We start from the raw sequence: 14,792 nt of genomic DNA on the forward strand, positions 1-14,792 counted from the left end.
ATGAGAGGCGGGGCGGATCGCGAGGTGGGGCGGGTTGAGAGGTGGGGCGGGTTGAGAGGCGGGCGGGGACGAGAGCTGGGGGTGCCGATGCGCATCGGGCGCGGTCGGGGTGTCGGCGGCGGTTCGGCCGCCTGGACGGAGGTGTGGCGCTGGTGAGAGGCGGCCGGGGTGGGCCCGTAGGTGTCCACCGACGCGCGCGGAGGGTGCGCGTCGGCGGTGGGGCGGCCCGGCCGGGGCGGCTAGCCCGTGCGCTGGTGGCTGCGGTTCGCGGCGGTCACCGCGTCGGCGAGGCGGTCCAGTACGGCCGACGCCTGCTCGTCGCTGATGGTCAGCGGCGGGAGAAGCCGTACGACACTGTTGTGCCGGCCACCGAGTTCCACGATCAGCCCCCGGTCGAGGCACTCGCGCTGGACGGTCGCGGCGAGTTCGGGGTCGGCGGGGTGGGGTGCCGTCGCCGAGTCCCAGCCGTCCGCCCCGGAGCCGCGGGCCTCCGGCACGGGCCCTCCCACCGGCGCGGCCGCCGGGTTCACCAGCTCCACCCCGATCATCAGCCCGCGCCCCCGCACATCTCCCACGCAGGCGAACGCGCTCTGGAGCTGCCGGAGTTGGTCCAGCATGCGGGCACCGAGGGTGGCGGCTCGTTCGGCGAGGCCGTTCTCGCGGACGTGGGTGAGGGTGGCGGTGCCCGCGGCCATGGCGAGCTGGTTGCCCCGGAAGGTACCCGCGTGGGCACCGGGCGGCCAGACGTCGAGTTCCTCGCGGTAGACGACGACGGCCAGCGGGAGGCTGCCGCCGATGGCCTTGGACAGGACCATCACGTCGGGGGTGATTCCGCTGTGGTCGACGGCCCAGAAGGCACCGGTGCGGCCGACGCCGGTCTGGACCTCGTCCGCGATCAGCGGGATGGACCGGTCGGCGGTCAGCCGCCGCATCCGGCGCAGCCAGTCGTCCGGTGCCGGGATCACCCCGCCCTCGCCCTGGACGGGTTCGAGGATCATCCCGGCCGGCTGGGCAACGCCCGACTTGGGGTCGTCGAGGACGGACTCGGTCCAGCGGGCGGCGAGTTCGGCGCCGCGTGGGCCGCCGACGCCGAAGGGGCAGCGGTAGTCCTGCGGGTAGGGCAGGCGGCCGACCTGGAGGTCGGTGGCGCCGCCGGAGGCGGCCAGGGCACCCGCGGTCATGCCGTGGTAGGCGCCGGTGAAGGCGAGGATGCCGGTGCGGCCCGTCGCGGCCCGGACCAGCTTGAGGGCGGCCTCCACCGCGTCGGTCCCGGCCGGGCCGCAGAACTGGACCCGGGCCCGGTCGGCGAACCCGGCCGGCAGGGTGCGGAACAGCTCGGTGATGAAGGCGTCCTTGACCGGGGTCGCCAGGTCCAGCACGGAGAGGGGTGCGCCGGAGTCGAGGACCTTGCGGATGGCCTCCAGCACGACGGGGTGGTTGTGGCCGAGGGCCAGCGCCCCGGCGCCGGAGAGGCAGTCGAGGTAACGACGGCCGTCCGCGCCCTCGATGGTGAGGCCCCGCGCCCGCACGGGCACGATGGGCAGGGCTCGGGCATAGGTACGCGCGGCGGACTCGCGCGCCGACTGGCGCCTGAGAATCCCCTCGTGCACGGCCGGAGTTCCCCGGTAGGTGCTGTCGGCCTCCGACTCGGTCACGGCCACGGCTCGCTGTCCTCCCGCTGTCCAGAGGCGAGTTGCTCGACAGGGACGGGCGCAGGCAGCAGTCCCCCACGGCTACCAACCGCCGACCGGCCGCCTGGTTACGGGTTGCGTCAAGATCCTTGCCGTGACGTAACCGTTGCGGTTCCGTCAGATGTCCCGTACAGCGAGCGCATAGTGTGTGGTCCCGTTCCCGGAAGGCCGGGGAACCGGTCCCGATTCGAAGCGAGTTGGTCGCCGGTACCGGGCCGAAGCGCCAAGTTCCGTCACAACAGGGAGAGTCACCACCATGCGATCCATACGGCCGTCGTCCACCGCTCGCCGAGGAAGGGGTGCGCCCCGCAGAACCTCCCGCGTGCTGGCGGCCGTCGCCCTCGCCTCCGCGCTGGCGCTGACCGCCACCGCGTGCGACGGAGACGGTGACGACAACGCCGGCGGCAGCCCGTCCTCGGCCGCGCGGGGCTCGGACGGGAAGGTCCGGGTCCCGCAGGACCTCCAGGACAAGCTCCGCCAGCACGGCATCGACATGGACAAGTGGAAGAACGGCGCCTGGAAGAACTGGGACCGGGACGACTGGCTGCGCGAGGCCAACGACTTCATCAACCCGATCATCAGCGGTCTGTGGGACAAGGACCGGATGCGGGACGCCGACGACCCGGCCAAGCGCGTCGGCGACGACGACCTCTCCGGCGACCAGGGCGTGACCGACCCGACGCCGGAGCCGGTGCAGGCCAAGGCGGTCCGGCCGCCGTACCACACCAACGCGGCCACCTCGGGCAAGGTGTTCTTCGACTCCCCCAAGGGCACCATGGTCTGCTCGGCCACGGTCGTCGAGGACCCGGCGCATCCGGGTAAGTCCAATCTGATCTGGACGGCCGGCCACTGCGTGCACGCGGGCAAGAAGGGCGGCTGGTACCGCAACATCGCCTTCGCGCCGTCGTACAACAACCAGAGCCTGTCCTCCTCGGAGATGGAGGGCGCCTCCCGCGAGAAGGTCGCGCCCTACGGCGTCTGGTGGGCGGACGCCGCCAAGACCTCGCAGCAGTGGATCGACGGGGGCGGCGAGACGGGCGGCAACGGTGCCTCGTACGACTTCGCGGTGATCCATGTGACGCCGGAGCAGGGCAACGGGGGCAAGTCGCTGGAGGAGACGGTCGGCGGGGCGCTGCCGGTGGACTTCGCCGCTCCCGCCGCGACCGAGGTGAGCGCGGTCACCGCGACCGGCTACCCGGCGGCGAAGCCGTACAACGGCCAGTTGCTGTACCAGTGCCAGGACAAGCCGGGACGGCTGTCGATCGCCAAGGCGGACCCGACGATGTACCGCATCGGCTGCACCATGACCGGCGGTTCCTCCGGCGGTGGCTGGGTGGAGAAGGGCGCGAACGGCGAGCCCACGCTGGTCTCCAACACCTCGATCGGCCCCGCCTCCTCGGGCTGGCTGGCCGGACCCCGGCTCGGTGAGGTGGCCAAGGGCGTGTACGACTCGGTGAGCGCGAAGTTCGCCGACCGATAGCCGCTCCCCTGCACACATGACGAAGGCCCGCCGCCCCCTCAAGGGGACGGCGGGCCTCTTCGTGCTCCGGTGAAACCGCTGGTCAGGCGGTCGCAGCCGGTGTGTACGGGGCCAGGTCGGCCGCCAGCTCCGCGTGCACCCGGACCTTGATCAGGGTGCCCTCGGCGGTGTGCTCCTCGGAGAGCACCTCACCCTCGGTGTGAGCGCGGGCGACGAGCTTGCCCTGCGTGTACGGGACGAGCGCCTCGACCTCGACCGCGGGGCGGGGCAGCTCGTCGTCGATCAGGGTGAGCAGCTCTTCCAGTCCCAGGCCGGTGCGTGCCGAGATGGCGATGGACCGCTTCTCGACCCGCAGCAGCCGCTGGAGGACCAGCGGGTCGGCCGCGTCCGCCTTGTTGATCACGACGATCTCGGGCACGTCGGTCGCGCCGACCTCCCGGATCACCTCGCGCACGGCGGCGAGCTGCTCCTCCGGGACGGGGTGCGATCCGTCCACCACGTGCAGGATGAGGTCGGAGTCACCGACCTCCTCCATGGTGGAGCGGAACGCCTCGACCAGGTGGTGCGGCAGGTGCCGGACGAAGCCGACGGTGTCGGCCAGCGTGTACAGCCGGCCGCTCGGGGTCTCCGCGCGGCGGACGGTGGGGTCGAGGGTGGCGAACAGGGCGTTCTCCACCAGGACGCCCGCGCCCGTGAGGCGGTTGAGCAGGGAGGACTTGCCGGCGTTGGTGTAGCCGGCGATGGCGACGGAGGGCACCTTGTTGCGGCGGCGCTCCTGGCGCTTGATCTCGCGGCCGGTCTTCATCTCCGCGATCTCCCGGCGCATCTTCGCCATCTTCTCGCGGATACGGCGCCGGTCCGTCTCGATCTTGGTCTCACCGGGACCACGCGTGGCCAGGCCACCGCGGCCGCCACCCATCTGCCGGGACAGCGACTGGCCCCAGCCACGCAGCCTCGGCAGCATGTACTGCATCTGCGCGAGCGCGACCTGCGCCTTGCCCTCCCGGGACTTGGCGTGCTGGGCGAAGATGTCGAGGATCAGGGCCGTACGGTCGATGACCTTGACCTTGACGACGTCCTCGAGCTGGATCAGCTGGCCGGGGCTCAGCTCACCGTCGCAGATGACGGTGTCCGCGCCGGTCTCCTGCACCACGTCGCGCAGCTCCAGGGCCTTGCCGGAGCCGATGTAGGTGGCCGCGTCGGGCTTGTCGCGGCGCTGGATCACGCCGTCGAGCACCATGGCGCCCGCCGTCTCCGCGAGGGCGGCCAGCTCCGCGAGGGAGTTGTCCGCGTCCCGCGCGGTGCCGGTGGTCCACACTCCGACGAGTACGACCCGCTCCAGGCGGAGCTGGCGGTACTCGACCTCGGTGACGTCCTCCAGCTCGGTGGACAGCCCCGCCACACGGCGCAGGGCCGCGCGCTCGGAGCGGTCGAACTGGTCGCCGTCACGCTCGCCGTCGATGTCGTGCTTCCAGGCGACGTCCTCTTCCATCAGGGCATCGGCCCGAAGACCTTCGGGGTGGGCGTGCGCAAGGCGCTTGGCGTCCTGTGAAGGGGAAGAAGAGGAGGAGGTCATTGGTTCCTTACGTCGAGGGAGGGACCGGTCCGGCGGTCGGACGACCGGGGGGTCGGCAAGAGACCGGTGTTCATCAAGGACAACGCGCGGGTGTCCCGAGAGATTCCCGTGCGCCGCGCCGCGCCGACCGGAAGATGGTCGCACGGCGCGGACCGCTGCGTCATCGTGTTATCGGCGTGGCGCGGGGGCCGTCGCGGCACCACGCGGGCGGCGCCGGAGGGTCAGCTCTTCCTCTTGGCCGAGTCCGAGGGCGCCGGGGGCGGGACCTGCTTCCAGTCCGGGTGGCCGGGCATGGGCGGGGTCTTCTCGCCGTACAGCCAGTCCTGGAAGAAGCCGGCAAGGTCGCGGCCGCCGATGGCGGAGGCGAGTCGGACGAAGTCGGCGGTGCCGACGCTGGTGTCCCGGTTCTCCTGGACCCACACCTTCTCCAGCCGCTCGAAGGCGGCCTTGCCGATCTCCTGGCGCAGAGCGAAGAGCACCAGGGCGGCGCCGTCGTAGATGTTGGGGCGGAAGATGCCGATCTTCTGGCCGGGGGCGGGCGGCTTGGGCTTCGCGGGCGGTCCACCGGCGGCGCGCCAGCGGTCGGAGGCGCCATAGGCGGCCTTCATGCGGTCCTGAAGGGGGCGGTCCGCCTTCTCCTCGGCGTAGAGGGCCTCGTACCAGGTGGCGTGTCCTTCGTTCAGCCAGACGTCGGACCAGGTGCGGGGGCTGACGCTGTCGCCGAACCACTGGTGGGACAACTCGTGGACCATGACCGACTCGATGTACCACTTGGGGTAGGCGGGCTCGGTGAAGATGTCCTTCTCGAACAGCGACAGGGTCTGCGTCTCCAGCTCGAAACCGGTGCTGGCCTGCGCCATCAGCACGCCGTAGGTCTCGAACGGGTAGGGGCCGATCTTCTTCTCCATCCAGGAGATATGGTCCGGCGTCTTGGCGAGCCAGGGTTCCAGCGTCTCCTTGTCGGCGGCGGGCACCACGTCGCGCAGCGGCAGTCCGTGCGGGCCCTTGCGGTGGACGACGGCGGAGTGGCCGATGGACACCTGGGCGAGTTCGGTGGCCATGGGGTGCTGGGAGCGGTAGCTCCAGGTGGTGGAGCCGCCGGCCTTGACCTCGCCGGCCGGCAGGCCGTTGGCGACAGCGGTGTAGCCGTTCGGGGCGGTGACGTGGAAAGTGAACATCGCCTTGTCGGAGGGGTGGTCGTTGCACGGGAAGACCAGGTGCGCGGCGTCGGCCTGGTTGGCCATGGCGAGGCCGTCGGTGGTCCGCACCCAGCCGCCGTCCTGATCGGCGGCGGCGACGGGGTCGCTGGTGTGCCGCACGGTGATCCGGGTCAGGCTGCCGAGCGGAAGCGCGTGGTCCGGGGTGACGACGAGGTCCTCGCCGGCGCTGGTGAAGGCGGCCTTGCGGCCGTCGACCTCGACGGACTCGACGGTGCCGTGCGCGAAGTCGAGGTTGATCCGCTTCAGGGAGCCGGTGAGCCGGGCGTCGATGGTGGTGACGGCGCTGAGCGGCTTGTCGTTGCTGCCGGGGTAGGTGAAGGCGAGGTCGTACGCGGCCACGTCGTAGCCGGGGTTGCCCAGGTCCGGGAAGATCCGGTCGCCGACGCCCAGGGGTTCGGCGGGGGCTCCGGCGGCGACGAGGCAGACCGTGACGGCCGAGGCGAGCAGGGCCGCCTTCGGGCGCCGGAGGAACCGGCGTGCGGGGTGGGGGCGCGTGGGGCGAGTGAGCAGCATGCCCCACCGCTACCAGCGCGTCGCCGCCCGGCGGTGACGGCGCGCGACGGGCCCACCCGATCGAGTCGGTCCGGCGGCGACCGGCGCCGCGTCACGTGCCGATGGTCAGGCGGCCGGCGCCTGGACCCGGCTCACGTCGTACACGCCCGGTACGTCGCGCATCGCGCGCATCAGGGCGGGCAGTTCGGCGGCGTCGGGGAGCTGGAGGGTGTAGGTGTGGCGGACCCGCTGCTGGTTGGGGGACTCCACGGTGGCGGAGACGATCTCGGCGCCCTCCAGCGCGATCGCCTCGGTGAGGTCGGCGAGCAGATGGGGGCGGCTGAACGATTCGGCGACCAGGGTGACCCGGCACGCGGCGGTGTCCCCCCAGCGCACGGCGATCTCCGCGCGCCCCCGGTTCTTCATGTCGTCGACCATGGAGCACTCCACCCGGTGCACGGTCACCGCTCCCCCGCGCACGGCGAAGCCGACGATGTCGTCGGGCGGCACCGGTGTACAGCAGCCGGCGAGGCGCACCGGGCCGCCGGGCTCGTCCAGCAGGACATCGGCGCCCCGGGGGCGCGCGGCGGGGGCGCTGCTGGTGGGGCGGGTCCCACCGGGGCCTTCGTTGGTGTCCGAGGGGCGGGCATCGGCGCCGGGATGCGCTGTCAGCCAGCGCTGGATGGCGATGCGCGCGGCCGGGGTGTGGGCGTGCTCCAGCCATTCGCGGGAGGGTTCGGAGGCCGGGTCCTGGCCCATGAGCAGCTGGACGGTGTCGCCGTCGCGCAGGACGGTGCTGAGGGTGGCCAGGCGGCCGTTGACGCGGGCGCCGATGCAGGCGTGGGCGTCCTCCCCGTACTGCGCGTAGGCGGCGTCCACGCAGGTGGCGCCCTCGGGCAGGCCCAGGGTGCCGCCGTCGGGCCGGACCACGGTGATCTCCCGGTCCTGGGCGAGGTCGTCGCGCAGGGTGGACCAGAAGGTGTCGGGGTCGGGGGCGCCACGCTGCCAGTCGAGGAGACGGGAGAGCCAGCCGGGGCGGGTGGGGTCGGCGCGTTCGCCGTCGGGGCCGGCGGTCTGCTCCTCGGCGGGCGGGGTGTACGGGTTGCCGAGTGCGATCACGCCGGCCTCGGCGGCCTGGTGCATGTGGTGGGTACGGATGAGGACTTCGACGACCTGGCCGTCCGGGCGGGCCACGGCGGTGTGCAGCGACTGGTAGAGGTTGAACTTCGGTACGGCGATGAAGTCCTTGAACTCCGAGACGACCGGCGTGAGGCAGGTGTGCAGCTCACCGAGGACGGCGTAGCAGTCCGCGTCCTCGTTCACGAGCACCAGCAGGCGGCCGAAGTCGGTGCCGCGCAGCGGGCCGCGTTTGCGGGAGACGCGGTGGACGGAGACGAAGTGGCGGGGCCGGATGAGGACTTCGGCTGGGATGTCGGCCTCGCGCAGCACGGCCCGCACCTCGTCGGCGACCTCGGCGAGGGGGTCCTCACCGGCGGCGTTCTCGGCGATGAGTTCGCTGGTGCGGGCGTACTCCTCGGGGAGGAGGATGGCGAAGACGAGGTCCTCCAGCTCGGTCTTCAGGGCCTGCACACCGAGGCGTTCGGCGAGCGGGATGAGGACGTCGTGGGTGACCTTGGCGATCCGCGCCTGTTTCTCGGGGCGCATCACGCCGAGGGTGCGCATGTTGTGCAGGCGGTCGGCGAGTTTGATCGACATCACGCGTACGTCGTTGCCGGTGGCGACGAGCATCTTGCGGAAGGTCTCCGGCTCGGCGGCGGCGCCGTAGTCGACCTTCTCCAGCTTGGTGACGCCGTCGACGAGATAGCGGACCTCCTCCCCGAACTCCTCCCTGACCTGGTCGAGCGTCACCTCGGTGTCCTCGACGGTGTCGTGGAGGAGGGAGGCGGTCAGGGTGGTGGTCTCGGCGCCCAGTTCGGCGAGGATCAGGGTCACGGCGAGGGGGTGGGTGATGTACGGCTCGCCGCTCTTGCGCATCTGGCCCCGGTGGGAGGACTCGGCCAGGAGGTAGGCGCGGCGCAGGGGGTCGAGGTCGGCGTCGGGGTGGTGGGCGCGGTGGGCCTCGGCCACATGCCCGATGGCGTCGGGCAGCTTGCTCCGGACGGCGGGGCCGAGCAGCGCGGCCCGGCCGAGCCTGCGCAGGTCGATCCGCGGCCGGGACTTCCTGCGGGCCACCGTGGGCGCCGTGGGCGCTACCGGGCCTGGGGTCGCAGGGTTCGTGGCCTCCGCACTCATGGGCACCTCCGGCTCGTGGACCGGCGGACGGGGCCCGAAGGGCATACGCGGCTCAGGGTTGGCGACGTTCCCCCGTCCGTGCCGGTGCTTGATGCTATCGAGCCCATCACGTGCGACCGACCGCCTCTCGGCGAGCGTGAAACGGATCACCCATTCGAGCGACGGCTTGGAGGTTTAGAGTTTGCGCCACGTGCCCTCCAGTCGGCCGCGGTTTCGAACGGCCTCGCTGTCACAGAACGGCTGGTCCCCGGCGTCCGGGGCCACCGGGGTACGGTCCGTCCAGGTCAGCGGGCCGCCTTTTCCAGCCACTCGCCGTCGATCTCGCCCTCGGCGACGATCACGGCGGGGCCGGTCATCTCGATCTCACCGTCCGGACGCTCGGTGATGACCAGGCGTCCGCCGGGCACGTCCACGACGTACGTCGCCGGGGTGCCGGTGACGGCCGGGTCGGCGTCGTCGCGCCGGGCGGCGGCCACGGCGACGGCGCACGCGCCGGTGCCGCACGAACGGGTCTCGCCGGAACCGCGCTCGTGCACGCGCATGGCGACGTGTCCGGGGGCGCGGTCGACGACGAACTCGACGTTGACGCCGTCCGGGTAGGCACCCTCCGGCCCGACCGGCGGTGCGGTGTAGAGGTCACCGGCGTGGGCGAGGTCGTCCACGAAGGCCACGGCGTGCGGGTTGCCCATGTTCACGTTCCGCGCGGGCCAGCCGCGGTCCCCGACGCTCACCGTGACCTCTCCCTCGGGGAGACGGGCCCGGCCCATGCCCACGGTGACGTCTCCCTCTCCGGAACCGTCCTCGGAGGTCTTGGCGATGTGGACCCGCTTCACGCCCCCGCGTGTGGCGATGGTGAGGTCACCTGCGCCCACATGTCCGGCGTGCTGGAGGTAGCGCGCGAACACACGCACTCCGTTACCGCACATCTCGGCGACCGAGCCGTCCCCGTTGCGGTAGTCCATGAACCACTCGGCTTCGCCGGCCATGTCCCGGGCCTCGGGGTGCGCGGCGGAGCGCACCACGTGCAGGACCCCGTCGCCTCCGATGCCGGCACGGCGGTCGCAGAGCGCGGCGACGGCGGCGGGCGTCAGGTCGAGGGCGTTCTCGGGGTCGGGCACGATCACGAAGTCGTTCTCGGTGCCGTGTCCCTTGAGGAATGCGATCCGCGTGCTCATCCCTCGATCGTACGGGGTGACTCCGACACCGTCCGGGGACGGCCGTAGCGCGGCTAGCGGAGGCGGGCGACCCGCCATACGGCGAGCACGACGACGACCCCCACGAGCAGGGCGTAGGTGAGCGCGACCCGCCAGTCGGTGCGGCGGCCGGAGCCGCGCGGGGGCAGGCCCGGCCAGGTGTAGCCGACGCGGCGGGCGGCCGTCATGCCCCAGCCGGCGGCGCAGGAGCAGATCAGCAGGCCCAGCATGGCGATGACCGCGCCGCTGTCACCGAAGTCGAAGGCGAGCGGGAAGGCGAACATCAGCGAGCCGAGCGCGGCCAGGCCCACGATGGGCGCCAGCTGCCAGATGCGCATCCTCCGCTGGGGGCGCAGTTCGACCTCGACCTCGGGGCCGCCCGCGAACATCTCCTCGGGCGTCGGTCCGTCGGCGACCACGACCGGGAGGTCGTCCGGACCGTCGTCGGTCAGGCGGTCCTCGACGCCGGGGTCGTCACCGTCGGTGGTGATGTGCTCGGTGCCTGCTGCGGTGTCACGAGGGCTGGCCTCCATTGCCACACGCCCTCCCAACTAGGACTTCACTGGTCGATCGAAGCTCGATGATGGCACGGCGCCGGAGGCCGGGTTGACCCGTGGCGCATCCCGATGCCAGGACGTGATCAGGCTGTGACCGGTCGTTCGACCAACGCCAGCGCCAGCCCCGGAAGTTCCCCCCGGTCCGCCACGGCCCCGCTGAGCCAGTGGACCCTGGGGTCGCGCCGGAACCAGGTGTCCTGGCGGCGCGCGAAGCGCTTGGTGGAGCGCACGGTCTCCGCGCGCGCCTCGTCCTCGGTGCACTCCCCGGCGAGCGCGGTGAGCACCTGCTGATAGCCGAGCGCGCGGGACGCGGTACGGCCCTCGCGCAGCCCCTGGGCCTCCAGCGCGCGCACCTCGTCCATCAGTCCGGCCTCCCACATGCGGTCGACGCGGCGCGCGATGCGCTCGTCGAGCTCGGGACGGGCCACGTCGACGCCGATCTGCAGGGTGTCGTAGACCGAGTCGTGGCCGGGGAGGTTGGCGGTGAAGGGCCGGCCGGTGATCTCGATGACCTCCAGGGCGCGGACGATGCGGCGCCCGTTGCTGGGCAGGATGGCACGGGCGGCGTCGGGGTCGGCGGCGGCCAGACGCGCGTGCAGGGCGCCGGGGCCGCGCAGGGCCAGCTCGTCCTCCAGGCGGGCCCTGACCTCGGGGTCGGTGCCGGGGAACTCCAGGTTGTCGACGGCGCCGCGCACATACAGTCCGGAGCCGCCGACCAGGATCGGCCAGCGGCCCTCCGCGAGCAGGGCGTCGATGCGGGCGCGGGCCAGCTTCTGGTACTCGGCGACGGAGGCGGCGACCGTCACGTCCCAGATGTCCAGCAGATGGTGCGGGACACCACCGCGTTCCTCGGGGGTGAGCTTGGCGGTGCCGATGTCCATTCCCCGGTAGAGCTGCATCGAGTCGGCGTTGATGACTTCGCCGCCCAGCTGCTGGGCCAGGAAGACGCCGAGGTCGGACTTTCCGGCAGCGGTGGGGCCGACGACGGCGATGACACGGGGGGCGGGGGATGCACTGCTCACCGCACCAGTCTCGCAAACGTTCCGGCTCCGTCGGTGACCGACGGGGAATGCCGGGCTACCGGGCGGGCAGGGGTTACGGGTGCGGTCCGGGTGAGCGCGTGGTGTGACGCCCATCGGGGAAGGGTAGCGTCCCCCCACAAGCAGCGCATCGCGCGCATTTGGGTTGTTCCGGAAGGTGGATCATGGGTCTGTTCGACAATGTGAAGGCCGCGCTCGGCCCGGCCAAGGACAAGGTGACGGACCTGGCCCGGCAGCACGGTGACAAGGTGCAGGGCGGGATCGACAAGGCCGCCCACGTGGTCGACGAGCGGACCAAGGGCAAGTACACCGACAAGATCCACGCCGGCACGGACAAGGCGAAGGAAGCGGTGGACCGCCTCGGCCAGGAGGGCCGGAAGCCCGGCGAGGGCGGCCCGCAGACGCCGCCTCAGACCCCGCCGCAGAGCTAGCTCCAGGCGGCGACCAGGTACCCGACCCCGTACGGCGCCTCGTCGTACAGGAGGGTGCCGTCGAGGCCCGCGCCCTCGGCCGCCGCAGCGAGGACCTGCCAGGGGGCGCGGCCGGACGCCTGGAGTTCGCGGGCGAGTCCGGCGTCGAGTGCGGCGAGGGCCGCCAGGTCGGCGGTGCCCAGGGCGCGTGCGGCCTCGGCGTCGAAGGGGGCCGCACGTTCGTCCAGGTAGCCGGGGGCCTTGAGCGTGCGGCAGGCGCTGCCGTCGCCCATCACCAGCAGTGCGACCCGGTCGTTCCCGCCGCCGAGATCCGCGCCGAGCCGGGCGCACTGATCGGCGGAGAGCGCCGCATCCACGGCCACGCCCTCGACCGGCACATCCGCCCAGTCGCTCCGCTCCAGCAGCCATGCGGCGACTGCGAGGGAGGCGGGCAACTCTGTGCCGGGCGCGGCCCCAGGGCCGAGCGTCACGTCGAGATCGACGCCGAAGCCCCGGAAGGAGCCCGGCGCGCCCTGCGGGTGGCGCCCGCCGTGCTCGGCCGGGCCGATGACCACCAGACGGTCGGGGCGGGCGGCTGCGAGCACGCCGAGCGCGTCCGCGCAGGCGGCTCGGGCGGCGTCCAGTTCGGGCGCGGCGCCCGAGGCGACCTCGGGGACGAGCAGCGGGGGGCAGGGGCAGACGGCGACCGCGACAAGCATGATCGGCAGCGTAACCCGCCTCACCGGTGGCCCGGGCATGCCGTGGGCCACCGGTGAGGCGCGGGACGGGTCAGTCGCAGCCGCAGCCGCTCGTGGCGGCCGGCAGGGGCGCGGGGACGCCGATCTTCGGCAGGCCGAGCATGACGCCGGCCTTCTCGACGGCCTCGGCGGCGTTGCGCTTCTCCCAGGCGTCGCCCGCGCGCGTGCGGCGCACGGCGAGGACGGGGCCCTCGGCGAGCAGGTGGTGCGGGGCGGCGTAGGTGACCTCGACGGTGACCACGTCTCCGGGCCGCACCTCCTCGTCCGGCTTGGTGAAGTGGACCAGGCGGTTGTCGGGGGCGCGGCCGGAGAGGCGGTGGGTGGCGCCGTCCTTGCGGCCCTCGCCCTCGGCGACCATCAGATCCAGGGTGCGGCCGACCTGCTTCTTGTTCTCCTCCCAGGAGATCTCGTCCTGGAGGGCGACGAGGCGCTCGTAGCGGGCCTGCACGACCTCCTTGGGGATCTGGTCGTCCATGGTCGCGGCCGGGGTGCCGGGGCGCTTGGAGTACTGGAAGGTGAACGCCTGGGCGAACCGGGCCTCGCGGACCACGTGCATGGTCTGCTCGAAGTCCTCCTCGGTCTCGCCGGGGAAGCCCACGATGATGTCGGTGGTGATGGCCGCGTGCGGGATGGCGGCGCGGACCTTCTCGATGATGCCGAGGTAGCGCTCCTGCCGGTAGGACCGGCGCATCGCCTTCAGGACGGTGTCCGAGCCGGACTGGAGCGGCATGTGCAGCTGCGGCATCGCGTTCGGCGTCTCGGCCATGGCGGCGATCACGTCGTCGGTGAAGTCGCGCGGGTGCGGCGAGGTGAAGCGGACGCGCTCCAGGCCCTCGATCTTCCCGCAGGCCCGCAGCAGCTTGCTGAACGCCTCGCGGTCGCCGATGTCGGAGCCGTAGGCGTTGACGTTCTGCCCGAGCAGGGTGATCTCGCTGACGCCCTCCGCGACCAGCGCCTCGATCTCGGCGAGGATGTCTCCGGTCCTGCGGTCCTTCTCCTTGCCGCGCAGCGCCGGGACGATGCAGAAGGTGCAGGTGTTGTTGCAGCCGACGGAGATCGACACCCAGGCCGCGTACGCGCTCTCGCGCCGGGTCGGCAGGGTGGAGGGGAACGCCTCCAGCGACTCCGCGATCTCGACCTGCGCCTCTTCCTGGACGCGGGCGCGCTCCAGCAGCACGGGCAGCTTGCCGATGTTGTGCGTGCCGAAGACGACGTCCACCCAGGGCGCCCGCTTCACGATGGTGTCGCGGTCCTTCTGCGCGAGGCAGCCGCCGACCGCGATCTGCATACCGGGGCGGGACGCCTTCCGGGGCGCGAGACGGCCGAGGTTGCCGTAGAGACGGTTGTCGGCGTTCTCCCGGACCGCGCAGGTGTTGAACACGACCACATCGGCATCGCCGTCCGCCCCCTCGGGCGCCCGCACATACCCGGCGTCCTCGAGCAGCCCGGACAATCGCTCGGAGTCGTGGACGTTCATCTGGCACCCGTAGGTGCGCACCTCGTACGTCTTGGCTGCTCGAACGTCCACTGCCGGGCTCCGGTCGCTGCTGATGGTCATGGGTCAAGGGTAGGCGGTCCCCGGAGGCCCTCCGTCCCCGCTCCCGGAGGCCCGTGACCGGGGACACAGCCGGGTCGTCAGCCCTCGGCCGGGGTCCATCCCTGGCGGCGCAGGACCGCCGACACGTCGGGCGCCCGGTAGTGGTCGCCCTTCAGCACCTTGCCGTCCTCGCGGCGGCTGATCTCGCCGTCCGGACCGACCTTGCTCATGTTGGCGCGGTGGATCTCGGCGATGACCTCGTCGAGGTCGATGCCGTGGACCAGGGCGGTGCCGTAGGCCACGTACACCACGTCCGCCAGTTCCTGCGCGAGGTGGTCGAGCGGGCCGGTGACCGAGACCTCGGCCACCTCCGCGGCCTCCTCGGCGAGCAGTTCCCCTCGGTGCGCGGCGAGTTCGGGACTGATCTCGGTGGGTATGGCGCGGGCGTCGAGACCGAAGGCGCGGTGGAACTCGCTGACGAGGCGGCCGGGAGAAGTGCTCATGCGGCGACTCTAACGGCCGCCTCCGACAGCCTCGTCGGTTGTCCACAGGCGGCAGGGGGCCCGGCCGCCCGGTTGTCCACAG

At 72.3% G+C, this 14,792-nt stretch carries 12 protein-coding genes; 2 read left to right on the plus strand and 10 right to left on the minus strand.

The genetic code is table 11. The features are described from left to right. Positions 1 to 239: 239 nt before the first annotated feature. Positions 240 to 1,661, minus strand: a complete 1,422-nt coding sequence (locus ACIGA3_RS09660; RefSeq protein WP_399712250.1) for a diaminobutyrate--2-oxoglutarate transaminase family protein — start codon at positions 1,659 to 1,661, stop codon at positions 240 to 242. Between the two features lie 286 nt (positions 1,662 to 1,947). On the opposite strand from ACIGA3_RS09660, the gene ACIGA3_RS09665 reads away from it, so the two are divergent. Then, positions 1,948 to 3,171: a trypsin-like serine peptidase gene (locus ACIGA3_RS09665; protein ID WP_399712252.1), complete on the plus strand. Its 1,224-nt coding sequence runs from the start codon at positions 1,948 to 1,950 to the stop codon at positions 3,169 to 3,171. 82 nt (positions 3,172 to 3,253) lie between these two features. Here the strand turns inward: ACIGA3_RS09665 and hflX are convergent, their stop codons facing one another. From hflX to miaA, 6 genes are all read right to left on the minus strand, one after another. Beyond that, a complete protein-coding gene (hflX, locus tag ACIGA3_RS09670) occupies positions 3,254 to 4,747 on the minus strand; it encodes a GTPase HflX (protein WP_399712254.1) in 1,494 nt (497 codons plus the stop codon). A gap of 221 nt (positions 4,748 to 4,968) precedes the next feature. Then, a complete protein-coding gene (locus ACIGA3_RS09675; RefSeq protein ID WP_399712256.1) occupies positions 4,969 to 6,480 on the minus strand; it encodes a M1 family metallopeptidase in 1,512 nt (503 codons plus the stop codon). 105 nt (positions 6,481 to 6,585) lie between these two features. Next, on the minus strand, positions 6,586 to 8,712 hold the full coding sequence (locus tag ACIGA3_RS09680; RefSeq protein WP_399712258.1) for a RelA/SpoT family protein: 2,127 nt from the start codon (positions 8,710 to 8,712) through the stop codon (positions 6,586 to 6,588). 284 nt (positions 8,713 to 8,996) lie between these two features. Next, positions 8,997 to 9,887: a diaminopimelate epimerase gene (gene dapF / locus ACIGA3_RS09685; RefSeq protein ID WP_399712261.1), complete on the minus strand. Its 891-nt coding sequence runs from the start codon at positions 9,885 to 9,887 to the stop codon at positions 8,997 to 8,999. A 53-nt stretch (positions 9,888 to 9,940) separates the two neighbouring features. After that, positions 9,941 to 10,438, minus strand: a complete 498-nt coding sequence (locus tag ACIGA3_RS09690) for a hypothetical protein (protein WP_399712264.1) — start codon at positions 10,436 to 10,438, stop codon at positions 9,941 to 9,943. 107 nt (positions 10,439 to 10,545) lie between these two features. Beyond that, on the minus strand, positions 10,546 to 11,484 hold the full coding sequence (gene miaA, locus ACIGA3_RS09695) for a tRNA (adenosine(37)-N6)-dimethylallyltransferase MiaA (RefSeq protein ID WP_399712266.1): 939 nt from the start codon (positions 11,482 to 11,484) through the stop codon (positions 10,546 to 10,548). Between the two features lie 182 nt (positions 11,485 to 11,666). Here miaA and ACIGA3_RS09700 point away from each other — a divergent pair, with 182 nt between their 5' ends. Beyond that, positions 11,667 to 11,933, plus strand: a complete 267-nt coding sequence (locus tag ACIGA3_RS09700) for an antitoxin (RefSeq protein WP_399712270.1) — start codon at positions 11,667 to 11,669, stop codon at positions 11,931 to 11,933. Here the strand turns inward: ACIGA3_RS09700 and ACIGA3_RS09705 are convergent. The 3 genes from ACIGA3_RS09705 to ACIGA3_RS09715 all read right to left on the minus strand — a co-directional run bounded on the left by ACIGA3_RS09705 (position 11,930) and on the right by ACIGA3_RS09715 (position 14,710). After that, positions 11,930 to 12,631 (minus strand): class III extradiol dioxygenase subunit B-like domain-containing protein, encoded by a 702-nt coding sequence (locus ACIGA3_RS09705; protein WP_399712273.1) that lies wholly within the window; start codon positions 12,629 to 12,631, stop codon positions 11,930 to 11,932. The genes ACIGA3_RS09700 and ACIGA3_RS09705 overlap by 4 nt on opposite strands. A gap of 70 nt (positions 12,632 to 12,701) precedes the next feature. Beyond that, positions 12,702 to 14,228: a tRNA (N6-isopentenyl adenosine(37)-C2)-methylthiotransferase MiaB gene (miaB, locus tag ACIGA3_RS09710; RefSeq protein WP_399712276.1), complete on the minus strand. Its 1,527-nt coding sequence runs from the start codon at positions 14,226 to 14,228 to the stop codon at positions 12,702 to 12,704. A gap of 77 nt (positions 14,229 to 14,305) precedes the next feature. Further along, complete coding sequence (locus tag ACIGA3_RS09715; protein ID WP_399712280.1) at positions 14,306 to 14,710, minus strand: MazG nucleotide pyrophosphohydrolase domain-containing protein; 405 nt, start codon at positions 14,708 to 14,710, stop codon at positions 14,306 to 14,308. Positions 14,711 to 14,792: the final 82 nt, after the last annotated feature.

The organism is Streptomyces sp. NPDC085596, assembly GCF_044541565.1.
Taxonomy (GTDB): Bacteria; Actinomycetota; Actinomycetes; order Streptomycetales; family Streptomycetaceae; genus Streptomyces.